At 43.0% G+C, this 24,630-nt stretch carries 14 protein-coding genes and 1 pseudogene; 6 read left to right on the top strand and 9 right to left on the bottom strand.

Annotation, left to right across the window (positions count from 1 at the left end):
- Positions 1 to 182: 182 nt before the first annotated feature.
- Positions 183 to 2,930 carry a pyruvate, phosphate dikinase gene (ppdK, locus tag KKZ03_RS00675; RefSeq protein ID WP_243219293.1) on the top strand — a complete coding sequence of 916 codons (2,748 nt, stop codon included), beginning with the start codon at positions 183 to 185 and terminating at the stop codon, positions 2,928 to 2,930.
- A gap of 998 nt (positions 2,931 to 3,928) precedes the next feature.
- The gene (locus tag KKZ03_RS00670) at positions 3,929 to 4,759 is read left to right on the top strand and encodes a hypothetical protein (protein WP_243219291.1); all 831 of its coding nucleotides are present in this window, start codon (positions 3,929 to 3,931) and stop codon (positions 4,757 to 4,759) included.
- A 9-nt stretch (positions 4,760 to 4,768) separates the two neighbouring features.
- Here the strand turns inward: KKZ03_RS00670 and KKZ03_RS00665 are convergent.
- The 8 genes and pseudogenes from KKZ03_RS00665 to KKZ03_RS00635 form a co-directional block, all read right to left on the bottom strand.
- Positions 4,769 to 6,129, bottom strand: a pseudogene (locus tag KKZ03_RS00665) (IS4 family transposase).
- Positions 6,130 to 6,231: 102 nt separating this feature from the next.
- The gene (locus tag KKZ03_RS00660) at positions 6,232 to 9,321 is read right to left on the bottom strand and encodes a type I polyketide synthase (protein ID WP_243219289.1); all 3,090 of its coding nucleotides are present in this window, start codon (positions 9,319 to 9,321) and stop codon (positions 6,232 to 6,234) included.
- A 344-nt stretch (positions 9,322 to 9,665) separates the two neighbouring features.
- The gene (locus KKZ03_RS21930; RefSeq protein WP_371744916.1) at positions 9,666 to 9,800 is read right to left on the bottom strand and encodes a DUF2905 family protein; all 135 of its coding nucleotides are present in this window, start codon (positions 9,798 to 9,800) and stop codon (positions 9,666 to 9,668) included.
- Between the two features lie 139 nt (positions 9,801 to 9,939).
- The gene (locus KKZ03_RS00655) at positions 9,940 to 11,238 is read right to left on the bottom strand and encodes a replication-associated recombination protein A (protein WP_243219287.1); all 1,299 of its coding nucleotides are present in this window, start codon (positions 11,236 to 11,238) and stop codon (positions 9,940 to 9,942) included.
- 135 nt (positions 11,239 to 11,373) lie between these two features.
- Positions 11,374 to 12,003: an outer membrane lipoprotein chaperone LolA gene (gene lolA / locus KKZ03_RS00650; protein WP_243219285.1), complete on the bottom strand. Its 630-nt coding sequence runs from the start codon at positions 12,001 to 12,003 to the stop codon at positions 11,374 to 11,376.
- A gap of 17 nt (positions 12,004 to 12,020) precedes the next feature.
- Positions 12,021 to 14,396, bottom strand: a complete 2,376-nt coding sequence (gene mrcB, locus KKZ03_RS00645) for a penicillin-binding protein 1B (RefSeq protein WP_243219281.1) — start codon at positions 14,394 to 14,396, stop codon at positions 12,021 to 12,023.
- Positions 14,397 to 14,744: 348 nt separating this feature from the next.
- Positions 14,745 to 15,737: a zinc-dependent alcohol dehydrogenase family protein gene (locus KKZ03_RS00640; protein ID WP_243219277.1), complete on the bottom strand. Its 993-nt coding sequence runs from the start codon at positions 15,735 to 15,737 to the stop codon at positions 14,745 to 14,747.
- 28 nt (positions 15,738 to 15,765) lie between these two features.
- Entirely contained in the window at positions 15,766 to 16,788 is a 1,023-nt protein-coding gene (locus KKZ03_RS00635) for a carboxynorspermidine decarboxylase (RefSeq protein ID WP_243219276.1), read from the bottom strand.
- A gap of 687 nt (positions 16,789 to 17,475) precedes the next feature.
- Between KKZ03_RS00635 and KKZ03_RS00630 the strand changes: the two genes are divergently transcribed.
- Complete coding sequence (locus KKZ03_RS00630; RefSeq protein WP_243219275.1) at positions 17,476 to 17,883, top strand: hypothetical protein; 408 nt, start codon at positions 17,476 to 17,478, stop codon at positions 17,881 to 17,883.
- 1,333 nt (positions 17,884 to 19,216) lie between these two features.
- Positions 19,217 to 19,507, top strand: a complete 291-nt coding sequence (locus KKZ03_RS00625) for a hypothetical protein (RefSeq protein ID WP_243219274.1) — start codon at positions 19,217 to 19,219, stop codon at positions 19,505 to 19,507.
- Positions 19,508 to 19,848: 341 nt separating this feature from the next.
- Here KKZ03_RS00625 and KKZ03_RS00620 read toward each other — a convergent pair whose 3' ends face one another.
- Positions 19,849 to 20,772: a hypothetical protein gene (locus KKZ03_RS00620; protein ID WP_243219273.1), complete on the bottom strand. Its 924-nt coding sequence runs from the start codon at positions 20,770 to 20,772 to the stop codon at positions 19,849 to 19,851.
- Positions 20,773 to 21,008: 236 nt separating this feature from the next.
- On the opposite strand from KKZ03_RS00620, the gene mnmH reads away from it, so the two are divergent.
- Both mnmH and selD read left to right on the top strand, forming a co-directional pair.
- Positions 21,009 to 22,094 (top strand): tRNA 2-selenouridine(34) synthase MnmH, encoded by a 1,086-nt coding sequence (gene mnmH, locus KKZ03_RS00615; RefSeq protein WP_243219272.1) that lies wholly within the window; start codon positions 21,009 to 21,011, stop codon positions 22,092 to 22,094.
- Positions 22,087 to 24,354, top strand: coding sequence for a selenide, water dikinase SelD (selD, locus tag KKZ03_RS00610; protein WP_243219270.1), 2,268 nt, complete (start codon positions 22,087 to 22,089; stop codon positions 24,352 to 24,354). Before mnmH ends, selD begins: the two co-directional genes overlap by 8 nt.
- The last annotated feature ends 276 nt before the right edge of the window (positions 24,355 to 24,630 follow it).

Here is a 24,630-nt window from a genome sequence, read left to right as displayed (position 1 = left end):
ATCAAGCAGTTACATTCCCCTCATCCCGACCTTCTCCCTTTGGAGAAGGAGCAGTAGAACTTATGTAGATACCTATGCTGCTGAGGCGTGACGGGGTTTGTTTTAAAAGTTGTCATAAAAGCTAAATTAAATTACTTTATAATTGTGCGGTTATCTTCATCTATTCAACTTTGGGAAAAAACATGACTGAAAAATATATCTATTCATTCCAAAAAGGCGACGGAAAAAATAAAGTATTGCTGGGCGGTAAAGGTGCCAATCTTTGCGAAATGACCCAGATAGGACTTAATGTCCCGCCAGGATTTGTCATTACTACCAAAGCTTGTCTCGATTATCTTGAAAGCCATCAATTAACCCAAAGTTTGTTGGCCGAGGTTAAAGTCCATATTGGCGAAGTTGAAGTACTTTCAGGTAAACGGTTTGGTGATAGTCATAACCCGTTGTTGGTATCGGTACGCTCCGGTTCTGCTATTTCAATGCCGGGCATGATGGACACTATTTTAAATCTTGGCCTTAACGCCAAAACACTGATTGGTTTGATTGAGCAAACTGGCGATGCACGTTTTGCCTACGATGCCTATCGCCGCTTTATCCAGTTATTTGGCAAGGTTGCCTTGGGTATTGATGATGAAAAATTTGACCTGCATTTTGCTGCAATCAAAAAGCAAGCAGGGATTAAAGCCGATGTAGGTTTGGATGCCGAACATTTACGCCAAATCAGTGAATTGTTTTTACAGGTAGTGCAGGAAGAAACCGGCAAGCCTTTCCCTGAAGACGTATATGAACAACTGGAATTGTCTATTAAAGCGGTATTTAATTCCTGGACGGGCAAGCGTGCAGTCGATTACCGACGCGAATTTCATATCACCCCTAAAATGGCTAACGGTACAGCGGTTAATGTCGTTGCCATGGTGTTTGGTAATATGGGTAATGATTGCGCAACCGGTGTCGGTTTTACCCGTAATCCGGGTACCGGCGTTAATGAAATGTATGGCGAATATCTGGTTAATGCCCAAGGTGAAGATGTTGTTGCCGGTATTAGAACGCCAAAGCCGGTGCATGAACTGGCTCATGAAATGCCGGATCTTTACCAGCAGTTGGTTGAATTACGCAACAAACTTGAAGCGCATTACAAAGAAGTTCAGGATTATGAATACACCATTCAAGGCGGCATACTGTATTGCCTGCAAACGCGTAACGGCAAAATGAATGCAGCGGCAATGGTACGCACTTCTGTGGAGATGGTTGCTGAAGGTCTGATTAGTAAGGAGCAGGCTTTATTGCGTATTAACCCTGAATTACTGGAACAGTTGCTGCATCCACAACTTGATCCGGAAAATAAAGCCAAGCCGGTGGCTCAAGGCTTGCCTGCTTCGCCGGGTGCTGCTTTCGGAAAATGTGTGTTTGATGCCGATACCGCCGAATTAATGGGTCGTGCAGGAGAGCTTGTTATTTTACTGAGAGAAGAAACCAAGCCGGAAGATATTCATGGTTTTTTTGCCGCGCAAGGTATTTTAACCAGTCGTGGCGGTAAAACCTCACATGCTGCGGTGGTTGCCAGAGGGATGGGTAAAGCTTGTATTGCCGGCGCTGAAGACATAAAAATAGATGTGCGTGCCCGCCAAGCTGTCATTGGCGATCTGCATATCCGTGAAGGCGACATTATCACTATTGATGGCAGCACCGGGCTTATTTATTTGGGTAAAATTGCAACGATTGAATCGGCATTTTCAGAAGAATTAAAAACCTTGTTATCGTGGGCCGATCAATTTGCCGAGTTGGAAGTTCATGCCAATGTGGATACGCCGGAACGTGCACGCATGGCACTTAGCTATGGTGCAACCGGTATTGGTCTGTGCCGTACCGAGCGTATGTTTAATGCCTCAGACCGTCTGCCGTTAGTGATTGATATGATTTTGGCCAACAGCAAAGAAGTCAGGGAGGAAGCGCTGGAAAAATTATTTCCCATTCAACGCGATGACTTTAAACAAATCTTTGAGGCCATGTCACCTTATCCGGTAACAGTGCGCTTGCTTGATCCACCGATGCATGAGTTCTTGCCGAGTGAGCACCAGTTGGAAGATGAAATTAAAGCCTTAAATTTTTATAAAGTGATGATTCAGGGGCAGCAGGTTGCTTTGGACACTTTGGGTGCGCATATTGCCTTACCGATACCGTTTAATCAACTAAACGAAGAAGTCGTTAATAAAGCGATTGCCAAAAAAGAGTTGATGCTCAAGAAAGTTAAAGAGTTATATGAAGTCAATCCCATGCTGGGCCATCGGGGTGTGCGATTAGGTATGTCGTATCCGGAAATTTATCAGATGCAAATCCGGTCAATTCTGGAAGCGGCGGCGCTCTGTACCAAACAAGGCACCGTTATTTCTCCCGAAATTATGGTGCCTCAGGTTATTACCGTACAGGAATTAATTAAAGTAAAAGTCTACGTCGACCAAATTCAGCAAGAAGTCGAAAGTCAGTACGGTATTGTTTTAAAGTTTAAATTCGGAACCATGGTGGAAACAGTCAGGGCTTGTACCCGTGCCGGAGAATTGGCTCAAGTGGCCGAGTTTTTCTCATTCGGCACCAACGACTTAACCCAGGCAACCTTCTCGTTTTCACGTGAAGATGCAGAAAACAAATTTTTACCGCTTTATAATGAAACCGGATTACTTGAAGACAACCCGTTTGAAGTGCTGGATGCCAAAGGCGTTGGTCAGTTAATGAAAATGACCGCTGATTCCGGACGCAAAACCCGTCCCGGTATGTCAATAGGTATCTGCGGCGAACAAGGCGGACATCCGCAATCGATACGTTTTTGTCATCATATCAAACTGGATTATGTTTCCTGCTCGGCACCACGCATACCCATCGCCAGACTGGCTGCCGCCCATGCGAAATTGCTGGAAGATGATTACAATATTGGTTGATGAATAGCGTCAAAAGTTGATTTAGCAACCTTGCTTTCTGTAGGGCGCTATATGCCGGTCTGGGTTTGCAACCCTGACCGAAACGTTTGAAGGCGCCAATAGCTGGTAAAACGTAAGCAACGGGTTACAAACCCCGTCACGCTTCACAAATTCACGTCATTTAACCGCCTTTCCTTCCCATATGCCGGTCTGGGTTTGCAACCCTGACCGAAACGTTTGAAGGCGTCAATAGCTTGCAAAACGTAAGCAACGGGGTTACAAACCCCGTCACGCTTCACAAATCCACGTCATTTAACCGCCTTTCCTTCCCATATGCCGGTTTGGGTTTGCAACCCTGACCGAAACGTTTGAAGGCGTCAATAGCTGGTAAAACGTAAGCAACGGGGTTACAAACCCCGTCACGCTTCACAAATCCACGTCATTTAACCGCCTTTCCTTCCCATATGCCGGTTTGGGTTTGCAACCCTGACCGAAACGTTTGAAGGCGTCAATAGCTGGTAAAACGTAAGCAACGGGGTTACAAACCCCGTCACGCATCAGTCAAAAGTTGATTAAGCGACCTTGTTTTTCTGTAGGGCACGCCTTCAAAGTCAAAGCGAGAACGACACAACACGGCTACCACCTATTGCGCCCTACGTACTGAATTAACACTGCTTTTATTTGTGTAAATGCAGCTATTTTTGAAGAAATGATATCTGTAAACATCGATATTATTTATCTGAGAATTTATATTAAAAATCCGCAACGGTAACTACCTGTAGTATGATCTATCAAATTAGTTATTATTACTGAATACTGTAAATTTATTTTATTATGCTACACTTGTTTCCTGTCATTTCTGGCAATCGGCTATTTTTAACAGCAGAATAAACATTTGTTGCTCTCGGGTAACAGTTAACTTACGGGGTAATTTCAAAACTACGGGAATACAAACACCAAGCGAACAGAACTTATCTGGATATCTACACAACCCCTGAACTAACTGAATCAAAAAAATTGTGAATACCCTATTGATTGACCCTGTCTCAAAGAAAATTATTAATCAACCCAAACAAGGGCTTGTTGCTCGTATCAAAGATTTGAATTGGCTGTTTCTTTTAACGGTTGTCATACCTACTTTTTTATCCATTGTTTATTTTGGCTTTATTGCCTCTGACGTTTACATTTCAGAATCCAGTTTTGTCGTGCGTAGCCCCGAGCGGCAAACAGCATCCCCTTTGGGTATGCTTCTTAAAGGCACCGGCTTTTCCAGTTCGCAAGACGACAGCTACACCGTTCAGGATTACATACTGTCACGCGACGCCCTTTCGTCACTTAATGACAAACTGAATATAGGCAAAGCTTTTGCCAGCACCGATGTGGATATCTTCAGCCGCTTTGCAGGCCTGGACAGGTGGGATACCAGTTTTGAAGCCCTGTACAAATATTACCAAAAGAAAGTGGAGGTTGAGCTGGATCCGCTATCCTCAATTACTACCCTGACAGTAAGAAGCTTTACCGCAGAAGATTCTTTTAAAATTAATGAGCAACTGATAGAGATAAGTGAAGCACTGATTAATCAGCTTAATGAAACCGGGCGCCAAGACATGATCCGCTTTGCCGCTGGCGAAGTAAGCACTGCGGAACAAAAAGCCAAAGCTGCCGCTCTGGTTTTATCCGCTTACCGTAACCAGAAAGGTGTATTTGACCCGGAACAGCAAACCTCTATCGAGTTGGAACAAGTCGCCAAGTTGCAAGGTGAATTGATTGCCGCACAAGCACAGCTTGTACAACTGCAAACCTTTGCCAAAAACAACCCTCAGATACTAATACTGCTACCGCAAATATAAAAAACAAAGTCAGAGGCTTAAACATGCCTCGTTTCTTGGCACCATCAGCAAAGGAAAGGGTTTTGGTCGGCGTTTGACTGCTCTTGGCTGGCTCTTACGTTTTTGTTTTCCAATGGCCGTTGATGCCATCGCTTTTAATAATTCACGCAAGGCGCTTATGAGTTGGTTCCCTGTCAAGCCTACCATCTGCTTGGCGGCTTGAATGACCAGTTGCACTGCTGACCTGAAACTCAGTTGGCGGGGTATCTTCTCATGCAGGCTGGCTGCCTGTGCCAAATTGCCACGAATGATGTTGTATGCCAATAAGTGGATAGCTATCTCCTTGCTTACCATGTCAGGTTTTTTGCACCGTAATATTTCCATGCCCATATTGGTTTTGATGGAACGAAAATCCAGCTCAATTTTCCAGCGCTGCTTATAAAGCATAGCCAGCTCTTGCTTATGAAAGCCCTTTGCATTTAGTAAGGTGGTCAAATAGATTCTGCCGTTTACCGCAAACTCTCGGACGGTAATCGATTCCGGCAAGTCGCTATAGTCCTGCTTGGACATCCACACCGGTTTCCGTTTGGGTTTCGTCCAGTCAATCAAATGATCTCTTGCACCCAGGTAGACACCCAAGCTGAAATCTACTTTTTTCCGGGCATGTAGTGGAAATAGCACAGGAATTTCACGAGCCTGCAAGAGCGCAATAATGGCGAAGGTACAGTAATAGCGGTCCGCCATCAGCAAGTCGCCAACTGACAGGCTGCCAAACAGTTGACTGAGTAACGATGTTTCGCCAGTTCCTTTGCCTTGATAGGCTCCCAGGCTATAGTCGAGCACGGTTCCTGCAGCCAAAGAAATCAACACAACCATGCGAGCAATCGGAAAGCCCAAACCAGGCTTTTGACTATCCAGCTGAGGAAAGTCTGCCTGATTCTCTGGTGTATCTGGCATTTGCACCGTTGCTCCATCAGTAAGGACAACGTTATAACCCTTCCATCGCCACGCGGCCAGAGACTGGTTATGAAGACGCAAACCAGCAGCTGTGGTGGCTGCTCTGAGTTCCTTTAGTGGTAAGCGTTGTCGGGCTTTACAGTAAGGTCCCGTGTTAACCGTATTGGCTGATTGTCCATCGACGATACGATCAATCAATACGCCTGCCACTGCCTGTTTACAGGAACCGTCATCACTTAATACTTGGAAAATGAAAGCTTTAAGCGTGACTAAGGGCAAGAACACCGAGGAGCGTTTATGCGGGGTATTGGCGATAATGTTGGTAATGCTGTCGGCTGAAAAAAATCCTCAACACCTAGTCCTTGGGATTGCAAAAATGACTTTTTGAAGCGGTCAATTTGCTGCTGAATACGGTTTTTTTTAATAGCTGGCATGGTTAAGTTATTGATCAGACTTTGTAATACTCAAAATTCTACCAGAATAGTGCTTGATCTTTATCTTATTATTTGCGTATCTAACTGTAACTTATAGATTAATTACATTTGCGGTAGCAGTATTAGTATTAAGAGGCTTTCCTGGCGCAGTAAAATGTCATCAGGTTTTGTCAGTATACGGCCTACAGCATGCACCGTCCAAGGTTCTGTGCCACAATATTTTCTGGCCTTTATGGTTAAGCTACCATCTTTTGCTTCAATCTTCAGGCGAACGACTTTTGTGTGGTCGGCGCTTAGCAATAATGGCGAGTGAATTTCTAAATCCTCTATTTCGGCGAAATCACCAGGATGCCAAGCCAAGGTAGCAGCCAGAGCCAGTTCGGAAAAGCCTGCGCCCGGAAATACAATAGCCCCCCCGACCACATGATCAGCCAGGCTGGGATTAAGTTTGGTATCGAGTTGGTTTTCCCATGTGAGGTCATGTTGTTGTAATGGGTAACCCAGCAGAGGATGAATTTTATGGCGATAAAGTAAGCCAATTGATTCGGGTGTTACCGGGTGCCAATGGCGCTCACGTTGCCAAGGATAGTTTGGTAGTTGGATAAATTGACCTGGCGTTGAAAAAACAGGCGACCAGTCGAAATTTATACCGGCAATTAGTGCTTGGCTACCTGTTTTCCAGACCAGTTCCGGGTCATCATTGTTTCGGGTAATTGTTGACAGAATTCGACTTTCTGTCTCTACGTCTTTTACGCAGTCATTGATGTAACTGCGTAAGACGGCATGGGGGCCGATTTCAATAAAAATATTGATATCACTGCCCATAATACTTTTGATGGCTTGCTCGAACAATACAGGTTTGCGAATGTTGTGCCACCAGTATGTTGCATTAAGCTCGGTTCCATTTAACAGTGCTCCGGTTACTGTCGAGTAAAAGGGTACTAGGGTTTCCTGCAAATGGAGTTCTGCCAGCTTCTGTTTGATACCGCTTTCAATTTCATCCATGATCGGGCTGTGAAAAGCATAATCAAGATCCAGTCGCTTATTGAAAATGTTACGTGCGCTTAAAGTCGCTTCAAGGCGGCTAAGCAGTTGTGGACTGCCGGCGATAGTCACCCCATGGGAGCTATTGATTCCTGCAATGGTCAATGTTGAAGCAAGATTCAGTTCGACAAGCAATTGTTGAATCGCTTGATGGCTTAGTGCTACAGCGGTCATTGCTCCTTTGCCTTTGGTCGTTCCTTGTAGTTCACTACGGTGATAGATAACTGCCACTGCCTCTTCAAGTGTTAATGCACCTGATGCCCAGGCTGCGGCTACTTCGCCTACACTGTGACCGGTTACAGCAACAGGCATAATACCTTGGCGTTGCAGCATTCGTGTAATTCCAACTTGAAGCGCAAACAGGGCAGGTTGCGCAATTTCCGTATATTGGTAACGATCTTCGCCATTCCTGCCGGCCAGCTCATCTTCCAATGAAAAATCAGCATAGCGACTAAATATTGCATCAATTTCTCTGATCGTATCCCTAAACAACGAATCTTCTTCTAGAAGGCGCTTGCCCATTCCCGCCCACTGGGAACCATTTCCTGAATAGATAAAAGCCGGGCCGGAAGGTGCTTTTAAGGCAGATCCTGATGCTACCAGGTGTTGCCCTGATTCATCATTGGCAAAATCAAGCAGTTCCTTGGCGAGATTTTTTGTTGTGGTGCTGTAAACTATTGCACGGTGCTCATGCCATTCCCGACAAAATACGGCGTTGTAGGCAATGTTGTATAGCTCAGACTCAGATTGATTCTTTAGAAAGTTAGAAAAATCAAGGGCTGCAGCTTTTAGTGCGAGAGGATCTTTGGCGGAAAGAATGATAGGCAGAGGGGAAGTGTTGGCATGTTCGGGTGAGGATAATTTAAGTGGCTCATGACTTTCCAGAATTACATGGGCGTTGGCACCACCAAAACCAAAGGAATTTATACCGATAACAAGTTTGCCGGTTTTTTTAAGAGACTGTTTTTTGGTAACAACTTCAATGTTCAGCTCATCAAAAGGAATGTTTGGGTTAAGATTTTTGATACCAATAGTTGCCGGGACTAGCCGATGCTGTATGCAATAAAGTGCTTTTACCAAGCCAGCCACAGCTGAAGCTACTTCAAGATGACCTAAATTGCTTTTTACCGAACCGATGCGTAGCGGGTTGTTAGAAGGCCGTAGCTTTCCCAATGCCTCGCCAATGGCGCGTGCTTCAACAGGGTCACCGACGGCTGTACCGGTGCCATGAGCTTCGATGTAATCAATCGCCGAAGGATCAATGCCGGCCTGTCGGTATACCTGATTTAGTAAGGCGGCTTGGGCTTTGGAGCTAGGCAAGGTAAGTCCTGATTTTTTGCCATCTGTGTTAATCGCAGAATTTGCAACAACGGCCAGAATAGGATTGCCATCAGCTACCGCTTGATCATAATCTTTAAGAAAAAAAACCCCTCCGCCTTCGGAACGAACATAGCCATCAGCATCAGCATCAAAGGGATTACATCGTCCTCGAGGGGATAGCATGGAGGCTTTGGCAAAGATAATAAAGCCATAAGGATACATATGCAGTGCGACACCACCGGTCAACGCCTGCGTACTTTCACCCGACAAAATAGAGCGGCAAGCCTGGTGAAAGGCCACCATGGAAGATGAGCAGGCGGTATCAATTGCCATGCTGGGGCCTTGCAAATCAAGGACATAAGAAATGCGATTAGCTGCAATGCTTAAGTTATTACCGGTAGCGACTGATGCATCGATTACGGCAAGATCATCGGATGTCCGAGAAGCGTGATCTGTGCCGGAAATACCGATAAAAACGCCACATTGACTGCCACGAATAGTGGAAGGCTTAATGCCTGAGTTTTCCAGTGCCTCCCAACTCATTTCCAGTAATAACCGCTGCTGGGGATCCATCTGCATGGCTTCTCGTGGAGAAATGCCAAAGAATCCGGCATCGAAAGTTGTAATATCTCCGATAGAGCCGGCAGCCAAGGTATAGCTGGTCCCCTGGTGATTTTTATTGGGATGGAGGAAGCTGTCTTTTGCCCATCGACCTGAATTAACTTCTGTCACCAGATCGCGTTCGTCAAGCAAATTTTGCCAATAATCGCTGTTGGTCGTACCTGGAAACCTGAATGAAAAGCCGGTAATTGCAACTCGTTTTGCCATTGTCCTTGTTTATTTTTCTTATGTTAAAAGCCTTAGGCAAAGCCGGGGGCTTGAAAAGTGAACCGCTCAATGCGAATCCATTATTGTACCGCGAAAATCAAAGTGGTTTCTGAAAGATTAAATTTGATGCTCACGGCCTCAGTTTGGTAATTTTTAAAACCATATGATTATTAATGGCTAATTTTGCATATTTTGCTAAAAACAACGCATGCCGCCATCAGAGCCTACTGAATGTATTGAGCTTTATTCCTGGATTGGTTGATACGATGATTTTGTTCTTAGGGTGTGCAACGCCTTTGTTCCCATCCTATTTGATTCAGGATTGACTATCTTGTCAAAAGGCATTATTTATGAAAAAACAGATGTACAATGATTGTTATAGTTATACTAACTATAGGTATGGAAGTAATTGAGATAAATATCCATTTATTATCATCTTCAAAATTAATGTCACTCGATAATTTACCAAACCAGCTTATTAGCGTAGAGGGGGGGAATAGTTATGAATAAGTCTGAGTACTACAAAAATAAAGCCGATGATGATCAGTAATTTGCCAAATGACATGATTCAATCCTCCAGCATAATTCAATATAATCCCGCGATTTAGAAAAGTTAATTTAGCCTTTATCCAACTCTTGCAAGTGCCTAAGCTTCTCCTTGATTTTTATTTCCAGGCCTCGATCGACCGGCTGGTAATAACGGGTTCCGATAAGTTGATCCGGGAAATAGTTTTCACCGGCGGCATAGGCTTCCGGTTCATCATGGGCGTAGCGGTATTCTTTACCATAATCCAGCGATTTCATGAGTTTGGTGGGTGCATTTCTTAAATGTACAGGTACACCCAGGCTGCCGCTTTGTCTGGCATCGCGCATGGCGGCATTGTAAGCTTTATAAACGGCATTGCTTTTAGGGGCGCAGGCTAAATAGACAATAGCTTGCGCCAGGGCCAGCTCGCCTTCGGGACTGCCCAGGCGTTCTTGGGCTTCCCAGGCATTAATAGCGATTTGCAAGGCTCTGGGGTCGGCATTGCCGATATCTTCGGAGGCCATTCTGACGATACGTCTGGCTAAATAGGCCAGGTCACAACCGCCATCCATCATGCGACACAACCAGTAGAGCGAAGCGTCAGGCGAGCTACCTCTTACTGATTTATGCAGGGCCGAAATTTGGTTATAAAATTCTTCGCCCTGATTGTCAAAGCGTCTAACGCCACCGGAAAGCACTTCTCTGGCACAGGCTTCATTAATAATGCTGCTATGCTTTGCGGCGGCAAGCTCTACCCCGATTTCCAGTAAATTTAACAGCCTTCTGGCATCGCCATCAGCAGCTTCGGCAAATTGTTGTTTAATATCCTCGGCCATTTCAATGCCAAGACTACCCAATCCTTTATGACTATCTGTGAGTGCCTTGTTTAAAACATCCTGCAAGTCTTCACTGGTTAAAGCATTAAGCACATAAACACGAGCGCGGGACAACAGTGCGTTGTTGAGGGCAAATGAAGGGTTTTCAGTTGTTGCGCCAACAAAATAAACAGTGCCATCTTCGACATGGGGCAGGAAAGCATCTTGTTGTGACTTATTAAAGCGATGGACTTCGTCGACAAATAAAATAGTGCGCCGGTGTTGTTCAAGTTGGATTTTTTTGGCGGCGCTAACTGCGGCTCTGATTTCCTTAACACCGGACAATACCGCAGAAATCGGCATAAACTCTGCATCAGAGTGCAGGGCAATCAGACGTGCCAGTGTGGTTTTACCGGTTCCCGGTGGTCCCCAGAAAATCATGGAATGCAGCCTTCCGGATACCACAGCTTCATAGAGCGGTTTGCCGGGTTTTAGAATATGCTGTTGTCCTACATAATCGTCCAGCGATTGTGGCCGCATTCGATCAGCCAGTGGCTTGGTTAAATCATCAAACATTGAGGGCAGGTGCAAGAAAAAAGGTTAAAGGCTTGTGGCTTTAGTTTAAAAGCTTTTCATCACGAAGACACGAAGGACACGAAGTTTTTTCTTTCTTCGTCATCTTCGTGTCTCCGTGGTGAATAAAAAAATCTCCTAATCAGAAAATACATCAGCACCCGTAGGGGCTTTAAATTCAAATACGGTGGGTTTTATGGGGGGATTTAGTAGGACATTGGAAAAATAGATACGCGTTAACTGGCCAAAATTATCATTCAACTCCATACCTGCCAATGCGCCTTTATTCAAGCCTATCAGAATGTATTTAAAGCTGCTTTCCTGATTCTTGGGTAATAATTTAATCCACTGTAAATCCCCTTCGCCGCCCTGGTTTTCCATAGTGAAATTATCATCCAGTGATATATTACCGCTTAACAGTAATGCGGGCGTTGAACCTACTGACTCATCGAGCTTTTTAACGGTTACTTGTTCTAAATCGGCATCATAAAACCAGACTTTTCCTGAAGTAGAGACAATTTGTTGTTGAAACGGTTTTAAATAATCCCAGCGAAATTTTCCAGGCCGTTGCAGGTAAAAAATTCCGGAGCTGGTCTGGTAAGGATCACCGGCCTCATTTATTAATACCTGTTTGAAATCCGCAGTTAATGACGTCGATGCTTTTAAAAAAGCCTGCAATTGTTTGATTGGTTCATCTGCTGCATAGCTGATACTATTGGTAAAAAAGAAGGCCAGAAAAATCAGGCGAAAAACAATTATTTTATTCATAGATACTCTTTTATAATTCATTGGGGTTGAGGCACACTTTCATTTTGACCTGGTTCAGTTTGCTGGGTATCGCTGTCGAAAAAATCTTCAAACCATGATTTATCCTGATCAAGAGTCTCTTGGCCACAATTTGAGTAGGCAGTTGGCTCTGAACCCGATATATAGGGATATTCCTTGCCGCCTCCGCAACCTTTACGCGTTAATAAACCACTGCCAGGCTCAACCCATACCAGATTGACATTATCAGGTGGAAATAAATTAACGGGTTGGGTTGATATCTGCTGCATTAATGATGTCCAGATAGGCAGCGCTCCCGTTGAACCAGTTAGACCAATCGATTTGTTGTCATCCCGACCTATCCAAACCACTGACAAGTAATCTCCGGTATATCCTGCAAACCAGCTATCCTTGGCATCATTAGTGGTGCCTGTTTTACCTGCCAGACCGTAGTTTTCAGGGAAAGATGAGTAAGCTGATCGTCCGGTACCTTCGTGCATGACTTCTTGCAACATGGTATTGATAATATAGGTTGCCGCCGGATCTACGGCTTGTTTGACAGTGAAGGGATAACTTTGCAATTGTTTGCCATCGGTGTCAACGACCGCTCTGATACTTTTTATGGGTGTTGAAAAACCATCTCCGGCTAATGTTTGATACATCTGGGTAACTTCTATGGGTGTCAGTGATGCCGCACCCAGTAATAATGAAGGGAACAGATCAAGTGGTCTGGTGACGCCCATGTTTTTTAAGGTATTGGCTACTTTGGCTACGCCAATATCCATGCCTACACGGACGGTGGCCAGGTTGTAAGACTTTGCCAAGGCTGTATGCAAGGCGACACTGCCATGTTCCCTATGATCGTAGTTTTTAGGTATCCAGTCAGTTCCATTTTGTCCTTTAACGACAATCGTCGAGTCGCTGACTCTTGTAGTGATGGTGTATTTTTCGGGATATTCCAGTGCCGTCAAATAAATTGCCGGCTTGATTAATGAGCCGATAGGGCGAACTGCATCCAATGCGCGATTGAAGCCACCAGCCAGGTTTTCACGACCACTGGTCAAGGCCGTAACTTCACCGCTATCCCTGCGGGTAACGATGACCGCTGTTTCAAGGTTATTAACGCGAGGCGTCTTTTCCAGTTGAGTTAGCTTGTTGGCAACGGTCTTTTCCAGTACATCCTGAATCTGGGTGTCTAGCGTAGTAAAAATTCTCAGACCTTGGGACGTTAAATCTTCTTCGCGATAATCCTGCTTTAATTGCCGTTTAACGAGATCAAGAAAGCCGGGATAGCGATTGGATGAACGTTGCATGCGCGGAATTATATTTAACGGCTTGGCTATTGCTTCATTTGCCTCATTTGTTGTTATATAGCCTTCCGTTGCCATTTCATTAAGTACCAGATTACGCCGTTGTAGCGCGCGCTCAGGAAAGCGTCTTGGATCATATTCAGAAGGGCCTCGCACCAATGCCACCAAGGATGCGACTTGTTCCATTGGAAGATCTTTTAAGGTGCTGCCAAAATAAAATTCACTGGCCAGACCAAAGCCGTGAACGGCACTTGAGCCATTTTGACCTAAATATATTTCATTCAAATAAGCTTCAAGAATTTCATTTTTAGTGTAGCGATATTCTAAAATTAGCGCCATTAAGGCTTCTTTGACTTTACGGGACAAGCGTCGCTCATTGGTTAAATAAAAGTTTTTGACCAATTGTTGGGTTATGGTACTGCCACCTTGAACCATGCCGCCAGCACGAACGTTGGTCCACATGGCTCTGGCAATACCTTTCAGTGAAACGCCAAAATGTTGATAAAAATCGCGATCTTCCGAGGCAAGCAAGCCTTTAACCAGTGTGTCCGGTGCTTCTTCCAGTTTGATGAGTACTCTGTCTTCTTTGATAGTCGGATAAAAACTGCCTATTTGCACGGGATCCATACGAATAATGGCAACATCCTGAGTGTTTGTTAAATCGGTGATTTTTTCTATGCCTGACTCGATAAAGCTCAGTTGCATCGACATACTGGGTTGGTGCTGATCCCAAAAAGCGAAAGCACGTGTTTTTACCGTAATTTCTGAACCTTTTTTAAAGTAGCTCCCTTCTGAGGATAATCCGGCATCCAGGCGGTAATGTAATATGTTTAAGAGCGCTTCAAATTTTGCGGGCGATAAGGCACGACCGGCATAGAGTTCAACAGGATTGGCATAAACTCTGGCAGGAATAGCCCAGCGCTTGCCTTCAAATTGATTGCGAACGTTATAATCCAGATACCCCATGTAACTGGCAAACATAAATAAACCAACCGCTGAAAAAATCAGAAACAGGTTTCTAAACCAATGATTAGTCGGTTTTTTTTTGTTGTATCGAGAATTGCGCCTGTTTCTAATTTCTGCCATAGCCTTTTATCGTGTCATTATTCTAATTGGGTGATTTTCCCGGAATAATATACCCGGTATGCTGGTCTTTTTATTCATTTACTGTGTTGTCAAAATAGTTACGTAGCCAGTTACGTGCTTATTTTTTCGCCGTATAAATAAAAAAAATCCTGCGCCAGTTGGGGAATATTATTTCTTGGATATCACCTTGTCTCTATCGTTGATGCCTATTATACATAAATCAGGATAGCCGGATTTAGTTAGGATGACTCTATCGTTATAAAATGAACATCAAGTGAACGAGTTCCGCCGCTATCGAATAAAGTAACTCGATCATAAATTCCGTAAACATGACCGCGCGAAGTATATTTAAATAGATAAAACAATTTTTCCTGTCGTATGTCCCGTTTCAATTAACTGGTGGGCAATAGTTGCCTCTTCGAGGGGCAGTTGCTTGCTGACATGGAGTTTTAACAGACCTTGATCAGCCCATTGCGCGCAGTTATTTAATATATCGACATGTTTGTCTCTGGCTTCAGGCAGGTCTCTGAGCATGGGTGTCAGCATCAGTTCAAAGCCGATTAACAAATTACGTATTCTGGCTTCATTCAAGTTTAATTCACCCGGGTCCAGTAACGTTATCAAGCGACCAAAATGGGCGGTTGCTGCAATACTCTTTTCAAATACAGCGTTACCGACCGTATCGAAAACCAGGTCAGCACCTTTGCCGTCGGTAAGCTCATTTACCGCAGCGACAAAATCATGCTGTGTGTAAATAATAGCTTCATCAGCACCCAGGTTTTTAACAAAGTCGGCTTTTTGTTCGGAACTTACTGTAGTAATAACTTTGGCACCTTTTAGCTTTGCCAGTTGTATGGCGACATGTCCGACGCCTCCTGTTCCGGCGTGGATCAGCACAGTTTGACCTGCCTGCAAACCGCCCCTGTCAAACAAAGCCCCCCATGCGGTAATTAATACCAAGGGCGCTGCTGCGGCTTCTATAAACGAAAAGGTCTTGGGTCTTAAGCTAACCCAGCGCTGATCAAGTACCGTGTATTGCGCATAATTTCCCTGTTCGCGGCCCAGTCCACCATTACAAAACCAGACTTTATCACCCACTTTAAATTGACTAACTGCGGTACCTGTTTCAACAACGATACCGGCACCATCACAACCTAATACTGCCGGCAAAGGCCGATCAAAAAACAGGCCATTATGACGGACTTTAGTATCAACAGGATTAACGCCTGCCGCTTGCAGTTTAATTTTAATGTGTGTTGCTTCTGAAATTTCCGGCTCGGGTATGTCCTGATATTTTAAAACATCGATTTTGCCAACGGCAGTCATTAATATTGCTTTCATGGGTAAACTCCTGAGGTATTAAACAGAATCAATCAGCCAGCCATTGCTGGCGATAATCCTGGTAAGAATAGTGTTTCAGCTTTGTTAGGCGTAGCTCTTGATAGCTATAAATATCCGGGAAGTTGTAGCCGTTAAAGCGGTTGGCTTTGATCAGACTGTAAGCGCCAATGTTTTTAAAAGTAACTTTATCGCCAACAGAAAGAGGCTTGTTGAATTGATATTCTCCAAACACATCACCTGCAAGGCAGGTACAGCCGGCTAAAATTGCAGAATAATTGCCCTTGGTGTCGTGTTCATGTAGTTCAGGTTGGCGCTGATATTCAAATACTTCGGGATTATGATTGACCGATGTATCCAGTATGGCAATGGTTTTACCATCACTGACAAAGCTATCAATAACCGTGCTTACCAGATATCCTGCACTACCGACTACGGCTTTTCCCGGCTCAATATACACATCAAGATTAAAATCTTTTTTTAGCTGGCTTACCAGATCAATAAAGGGGCGATGATCCGGTATCTGATTAAATAAATAACCACCACCCAGATTCAGCCATTCAAGTTGAGCCAGACTCTTGCCAAAATAACTGCGCAGTTTTTCTACTGTTTTAATGAGTGGTGTAAAGTCAGTAGCGGAATAAACATTATGAACATGCAGTCCCTTAACTTGATCAAGGCAGGAGGATTGCCATAACTCATCAATATCGATTCCCAGTTTTGAATAGGGTCGACAGGGATCAAACCGGTCATCTTTAAGAAAAGACAGTTTGGGATTAACCCGTAAACCAATTGATGCCGATGTTTTGGCCGTACCTGAAAAACGCTGATATTGTGTTGTCGAATTAAAGCTGAGATGGGTCACCAAACGCCCAATATCATCCCACTCATCCGGTCTTATACCTGGCGTTGTTAAATGAATATCACCTTGTCCTGCCAAAATTTCATTTGCCAGTCGTGCTTCAAATAAAGAACTGGCGGAAAAGCCGTCAATAAAAGGTTTTACCAGTTCCAAAATCGGGGCTAAAGGTAAGGACTTGATTGAATATAACACCTTGCACCGAGACCGGTGGCGTAACGTATTTAAAATTTTTAAGGTGCTTATAATCTCATCTGTATCTAAAATAAATGCAGGTGAGGAAGAAATGCTGTCTTTTATGAGTTTAAAATCCATTAATTAGAAAACTGGTAGTCCCAAAATAAGTTACCCAGATAATACACAGATTGACAGCTTTGGTAAAAAGCAATATTTAAAGTCACCACTTAGTTATTAAAATTATTCAAGGAGCGAGTTTATTTGCTTTAATCTGCGGATCTGTGAGATTTTTCTGTCACTCAGCAGGACGTATTTTTATGGTGATTAAATCACCTGTTATTTCCCTGAATTACCCATTTAATATTAACGATATACGCAATTATCCGGCGTATTTTGTGATTGCTTGTATTGGATTTATATAGCTTTTGGTGTGATTAAAGTCCAATAGACAAATAGGCATGACGGATATTAGTGGTTAATATAGAACTAATGAGAACTAAATTTAAATAACAATTTCGAGCCTGGCTATTTTGTTTTAATTGTTTTAAATCAGCTTGTTATGATGGCTTATGGCGCTTATTAAAAAGCCTTAATCATCAATTTCCCTTGGTGTATTTTGCTATAAATTTGAAAATAGTCATATAACAGACTTGTTAATCCTATATGATAAGAACTGGAGAGTATTTTCTTTTCACGTATTTATTGATGAATACTACCTATTTTAATTACATAAGAGGATTTTTAAATATTATGAATTTTATTAAAAAAACAGCATTAACTTTGTTTATGGCAATCTCTTTAGGTGCAATTAGTACTACTGCTTTCGCAGCAGAAGCTGTTGCTGCGCCTGCTGCTGATTCAGCGGCAAGTGTTACACAAACTATTAGCCATGTTGAAGAAGCTTTAGCCAAAGCACAACAAGGTGATTTTTCTGAATCTCTGTTGCACATTAAATCGGCGCGTGAATCTGCTGAAAGCATTACCGGCAATAAGGATGTTTTAAAGCAAGCTAATTCATCTGTTATTCAAGGACAAATACAAGTTAAACAAGGTAACAAGGAAAAATCAACTGTCGAGTTGGCAAAGGCATTAGAACTGTATAAATCTTTATAAAAATCAGTAGATTTAAGGGTTGGTAATATTCAGCCTTGTTTGTAATCTAGTCCAGACTATTTCGGGTGTGCATCTGCTTTCTAGTGCTCATGCGTAATGGTAGGATTGGGTTGCTACAACAGTGATAATCCAGGTACACCACTCATATAACTTCTAACGTTTTTTGGTTTTCTTTTTATAAGATAGCGCCTTAAGTTGACATCAGTTTTATTAGTCGTTCAATCAATTCATTTCTCGCACTGGTTTTGTGCCAAACCATGCCGATGGTATCCTGATAACCGGCTCCACAAAAGAGATATAGCAAATACCATCATAGGTTAATTGATGGCAATTTTTGGTCTAAATATCACTTCTGTTGCTGCCCCTGACCATTTGCCTTGACGTTTCAAATCCTGTAACTCGCAAAATCTGCTATTTTTCTGCACCGTTTAAGTGACAAAATTTTAATGTCTGGTCACGCAAGCAATACCCCTCATCCTGCAATAATAACTGCTGATCAACTGGCTCTGTTTGTCCCATGATTTTTAGATGCTGACGGGTTATCAACGGCTACGGACAGAAAGAACTCATCTTCAAATAATTCTCTGGTTTCTAAATAATTAGAAGTTACGCATTGACAAATTACAGTATAATAAAATCAATGAGTTATGTTTTTAATATGTACGTTTTTTGCGATTTTTAAAATCTTAAGTCATTGATTTATAATTGTCTCTATTTATCAATGCGTAACTCCTAATAATCATCATATATAAAAATCTACAGGCCTCTCTACGTGAGATTTCGGTGAGTTTTGGCAGGTCGTTTTATGGTAGTGATCAAAGCAGAATGAAGTTTCGCAATATGAGCAGATGGTCAAATGCAAGGTGGACAACCAGGGCAGCATAGCGGCGACGCTACATATGAATGCTTCAATAAATCCTTATGCGTGATAACGTACTGACTGCAGTTGGTTTTTCAATTAGAGTGCCTTTAAGTCAATCTTCAAGTTTTTAATTCTTAATTTCGGGGAATTCACTGATAACAACCATTAGGCATAGCCTGGAATAAGGCTACCCAAGCCTGTCCTGAGCTTATTGAAGTGCGTAGCGCGTGGAGGCATTTCTGGCGCAATCGTTCCGACCTACATTTATTAGTCGTTGTGTTGTTGGTTATCCATGATCTATAAAGTCGAAGTAAGAAAACTTAAAGATCGAGTTTAAGCTTTTGACGAAGCTATGGTTCTTGGTTACTATGACTTGCTTATCTGTGGTCACGAAATAGAGCAGGAAGTATGGCAATAGCGAATCAGTATAAAAGAATGGTTTTTTAATGATTATTACAAGAGAGAATGGTTATGAATAAAAATACTTATCTTGGTTTGGCCTTGGCTGCTTGTCTGGGTGTTGTTTCTGCACCTTTGTTGGCGGAATTTTCATCTGCTCCCGAATATGATGAGCCAATACCCACCTTTAATGAACATCAGGAGCCTTCTGAGCTACAAAGACAAAAGGCGGAGCGTAACAGGCCGGTTATAACTGCGCCAGCAAGAATGTCTGTGGAGCCTCCCGCTCAAACCAATGACCAAATACCCACCTTCAATGAACACCAAGAGCCTTCCGAGCTTCAAAGACAACGGGCTCAGTAAAACAAAGGTGTTGTTAAATAAAAGCTCAAGTAATCTGATAATTGCTTACTTTATTGGAGTTTGATCAGGACAGATATTTGAGCTGTCCTGATTTTTCATAGTGTTAATTGCGTGGGTGGAGTTGGATTAATCCCCGTTTATCGGAAGCGTCCTCTGCAAACGCAATTGAGAAATATCCTGTTGTTGGCTCTTTTTTTACTGGGTCGGTCAGGGTTGAGTGCTATCCTGACCGACTGTTAGCTATCCGGCAAGGTGATTTTGCCGGACTAATTTCTCCAAACGTGCCTTACCAGCCAGCCAGATAGCGTTGCAACTTGACGTTTAACATGGACACTTATAGTCTATTTATGTAGGTTACCTTTGATTAATTTGGTGTTCATGGCTCGTAGTCCTAGCGCAAAGCCGAGCGTAATCAGACCGGCAATCAACACGGTTTTTGGTGATCCGCCCAGTCGTTCGAACCACTGTGTGTAGAAATGTATGCCGCCAAAGACGGCTACTACGTTAACTAACCATCGTCGATTGCCTTGCCAAGCCCAGATTCCGGCAATTAACAACGCGATTGCCCAAAAAATCGCAAAAAGCCAATCAGCGATGATAATTTCACCACCTTGGCTACGATCACCCGATAAAGAACCAATCCAGAAACCAAAGTTGACAAGAAATATACCGGTTCTTGAGGCGATTATAGCTATCCCTTTGTAGTCCGCAGTAATTATCCTCGATAATTGGTAAGTCGCGACCGAGAAAATAGTGAATAAAATTACAGTTAACGCAGGCTCTTGAATACCAAGAAAGTACGTGGCGTGTAAATACCCTGTCCTCGCGCCGAGGCACGAGGAAAGGGCAAGTACCGCCAGAACAGTCAAAAGCGAGCTGCGTGCGACAATACCCGCACTTGCAAAAACTGTGGCAATCAATATGTAGGTGCCGGCAGCTCCTTCTTCAGCGCTGATAACGCCGCCTCCAAACAAAAGCGCTCCCACCACGACACATATGTTGGCAAGAACTACCCATTGTTCATGATGCGCATATATCATTGCAATTCCAGCTGCACCGATTATTAATCCAAGGGAGATAGCTGTCGCAGTGGTTGGAAGAAGGGCAAGGGTAGCGCCGCCGACGGCGATTACACCGAAGCCGACGAGAATGTTGAAAGCGAGAGTAGCCGTACTGTGAGCAGAAAGCTGACTAAATTTCTCATATTCAGCCAGGTTGATTTTCCCTTCCTCCAGAAGCTTATCTAGGTCAAGTGTTACTTTCATTGTGGCCTCCTCTGTTTCAAGCCTGATAAATAAAACGATAGTTTCCGCAAATATTCTTAATTGGCATACTTTAAGTTAATAATTACCCGGAATCCTAATTCTATATCTTTTGGTATCGACAAATATATGGTTTCTTGTCAATGCAGGGCTAACTGATTTTGGCACTTTGTTGGGTATTTCTACTGTATAAGGCGTAATATTGACCCCATAATTCCTATCCATGGATCATACCAATTATGAATAAATATCCTGTTGTGCCTGCTTCTGAGGCTTTTAGACTTATTAGCACAAATAACAAGATGTCTTTCATTGATGTCAGGTCACAGGGGGAATATGAAAAAGCTCACTTTGGGAATACGTTAAATATTCCCATACTTTCAGATTTACATCGCCGTGAGGTAGGGCTTACCTACAAAATTGAAGGCTCTGAAGCGGCAAAGGCGCTTGGGCATAAACTCGTCAGCGGCGATTACAAAGAACAACTGATTCACCAATGGTGTGAGTCGATTAAAAATCATCCTCAACATCCTGCTTTAATCTTTTGTTGGCGGGGTGGACTACGATCTCAATTAGCCCAAGATTGGGTGTATCAAAATGGCTGTGAAGTTTTTCGTGTTGATTCCGGGTATAAAGGTTTACGCCATGAGGCCCTTAATATGTTGGAAAATCCTGCTCCTTTTGTCATTCTCTCTGGAATGACGGGATCCGGAAAAACCCGCTTGATTCATAAACTCCGCAATTTTGTTGATCTTGAGGGCCTTGCCAAGCATAGAGGCAGTGCTTTTGGGTCATATTTTGGAGAAAGCCAACCGCAACAAGCTACGTTTGAAAACAAGTTGGCGCAAGCTCTTTATCAAGTTGCTGATACTTACGTTCTTGAGGATGAAAGTCCCAATATTGGTCGATGTCACTTGCCTGACAGCTTTTATGCCCGGATGATTCCTGCGCCCATGGTGATGATTGAAACACCGGTTCGACTGCGGGCATTAGAAATTTATAAAGAATATATTCAAATACCTCTTATAAACGGGAGACCGTTGTGTGAATTGGAACAGAGCTTTGCCCAAAATATAGAAAGAATTAGAAATAAGTTGGGTGGCCTTGAGTGCGATAAAATTAAAAGTATTCTGAGGCTAGCGTTCAAAACTGAGGCAATGGATGAAGATGATATTGTTATTCATCTTGACTGGATTGAACGCTTGCTCTCACATTACTACGACAAACTTTATCAGCATTCACTGTCTTTAAAATCACGAAAGACTTTATATAAAGGTTCCTGGCAGGATTGTTTGGATTTTTTAAAGAGTTTGCAAAATGAATAAAAATTCAGCGCCGATTGTTTCAGATTTGGTTTTACTCGGCGGCGGGCATGCCAATATCCTGGTCTTAAAAATGATGGCCATGAACCCCATTGGCGGCCTTCGAATTACCTTAATATCCGATCAAACCCATTCACCTTACTCCGGGATGATACCTGGCTATTTGGCTGGCTTTTATACTTATGAAGACTGCCATTTTGATTTAAGAAGGCTCTGTGAAGAACTGGGTCTACGCTTTATCAAGGCAAAAATTATCGGTATAGATTCGCAAAGAAAAAAAATCCGGTTGGAGAATAGGGCGGAAATCAGTTACGACTGTGCGTCTATTAACGTCGGTATTGAGCCCAGAAGCATAGAGAAATTATCACAGGAATCGGTTTTAAAAATTATCCCGCTTAAACCGATTTCACAATTTATTACGCATTGGGATCAGTTGATTGCTGATTTAAAGGATTATAAAGGCAATGATTCCTTACCACTGGCAGTTGTTGGTGCCGGTGCTGCTGGTGTTGAAATCTCGATTATTCTGAAAATGTTAATCAATCAAAATAAGTGGAATGCCAATGTGAGCCTTATTCACCGGCATGACTATCTGGTTTCAGAAAAAGATCATCAAGCCCGGAAACAGCTACTAAAAACCCTTAAAAAATTGGCTATAAAAGTCTACCAAAATACTGATGTACTTGAAGTGCAGGAAAATGCTTTGGTGCTTAAAGATGATAAAGGCCTTATTCGTACTGAAGTTTTTTACAGAGCGCTTATCGCTACACAAGCTTCAGCACCAAAGTGGTTTAAAAATTCAAAGCTTCCGGTCAATCAGGATGGTTTTTTAAAGGTTACCGAAAAACTGCTTGTTAACAATGAAAATGCGCTTTTTGCTGCGGGAGATTGTATTCACTTCTCGCCTTTGCCTTTAAAAAAGGCAGGCGTTTATGCAGTGCGGCAGGGCATGATTCTTGAGCACAATATACGCGCCTTTTTTACCCGCAAATCCACGTTAAAAACTTTCCGTCCTAAAAAACATGTGCTGTCTTTAATTACCATTGGCGATAGGAAAGCCCTTGTTCATCAAGATAGTGTTTCAATCCTGAGATACCTGCCGCCCGAGCTGCTATGGACCGCTAAGAACTGGATCGACAGACGTTTCATGGCGCGTTTTCAGGCTAAAACGTTTAGCACAAAACCCCGGCATTTTAATAAAGTCATGCCTGTGCCCCAAAGCACTCTCGTTCCGGAAGATTGGCAAGATAACACTTGCGGTGGCTGTGGCAGTAAATTAGCCGCATCCACGCTTATACAAAGTCTGAATAAGTTGACGATTCCACAAGATAATTTTGTGTTACTGGGCGTTAAGGAGGGAGAAGACTGTGCGTTGACTCAGATTTCCGAGCATACCTTATGCTTGCAAACAATTGATCAATTTCGGTCTTTTATTTCAGACCCTTATTTACTGGGTCAAATTGCAACCCAACATGCTTTAAGCGATGTCTATGCCATGGGCGGCGTTGCCAAAACTGCGCAAGTGGGCTTAACGCTATGCGCTGCTACCGGGAAGATTCATAGGGAAGATATTTTTCAAGTAATGTCAGGTGTGCTGGATATCTTGACTAAAAGCGCTGCTTCCCTTGTTGGCGGTCACACCGGTGAAGGCTCGGAGCTTTCAATTGCAATTGCCGTTCAGGGGGAAGTCCCGCCGGAGCAAGTTTTAAGAAAACAACTGACACAACCCGGAAATCAATTAATTCTCACCAAGCCCATTGGTACGGGAGTCATCTTTGCCGCTAATATGCTTGCTCAAGCCAATGGCAAGCTGGTGGATGAGGCGCTTTCAAGTATGCTTCAATCCAATAAAACAGCCATGGAAACGATCAGAGCTTTTGATATTTCCGGTTGCACGGATATTACCGGTTTTGGCTTGTTAGGCCATGCGTTTGAAATGCTGGGGAAAAATAGTGATAACGCTTTAGGCATTAAAATCGACTATAAAGCGATTCCCTTATTCGATGGCGTAAGCGAGTTATTTGAAAAAGGTTATTTTGCTTCTATTGCCGGCAATAATTATGAGACGTTAAGTTCTGTACTCAGTACTGAGGTGAACAATCAAAACTTCCCTGCACTTTTTGACCCGCAAACAAGCGGAGGTCTTTTGTTTTCAGTGTCTTCTCACCAGGCCGAAGACTGTCTAAAAGCCCTTTATCAAAAGGGTGTTAAGGCTTGTGTTATTGGTGAAGTTATCGATAAGGATCAAATAATAATTTTTTGATTCAACTTTGGATTTTATCCGTAAATAAACCGTTAATAAAAATATTTAGGTATGAACAATTACGATTTTTTACTGGCCACCTCTTTGATGTTTTTTCGTAAAAGACAAAACCAAGCTGATATTATTTACGGATAAGCTCTTGGTAATAGTAAAAGACTTTTGAGTCATCACTTGGCATCATAATTAAGAATTTCTGCAGATCAGGTTATTATAAATATCCTGATGTCGAACCGGCTTATAATGATTTTTAATAGACACCATAATCAAGTCCCACAC

It is taken from the genome of Methylobacter sp. S3L5C (assembly GCF_022788635.1).
GTDB lineage: Bacteria > Pseudomonadota > Gammaproteobacteria > Methylococcales > Methylomonadaceae > Methylobacter_C.
This window is presented reverse-complemented; position numbering and strand designations above follow the sequence as displayed.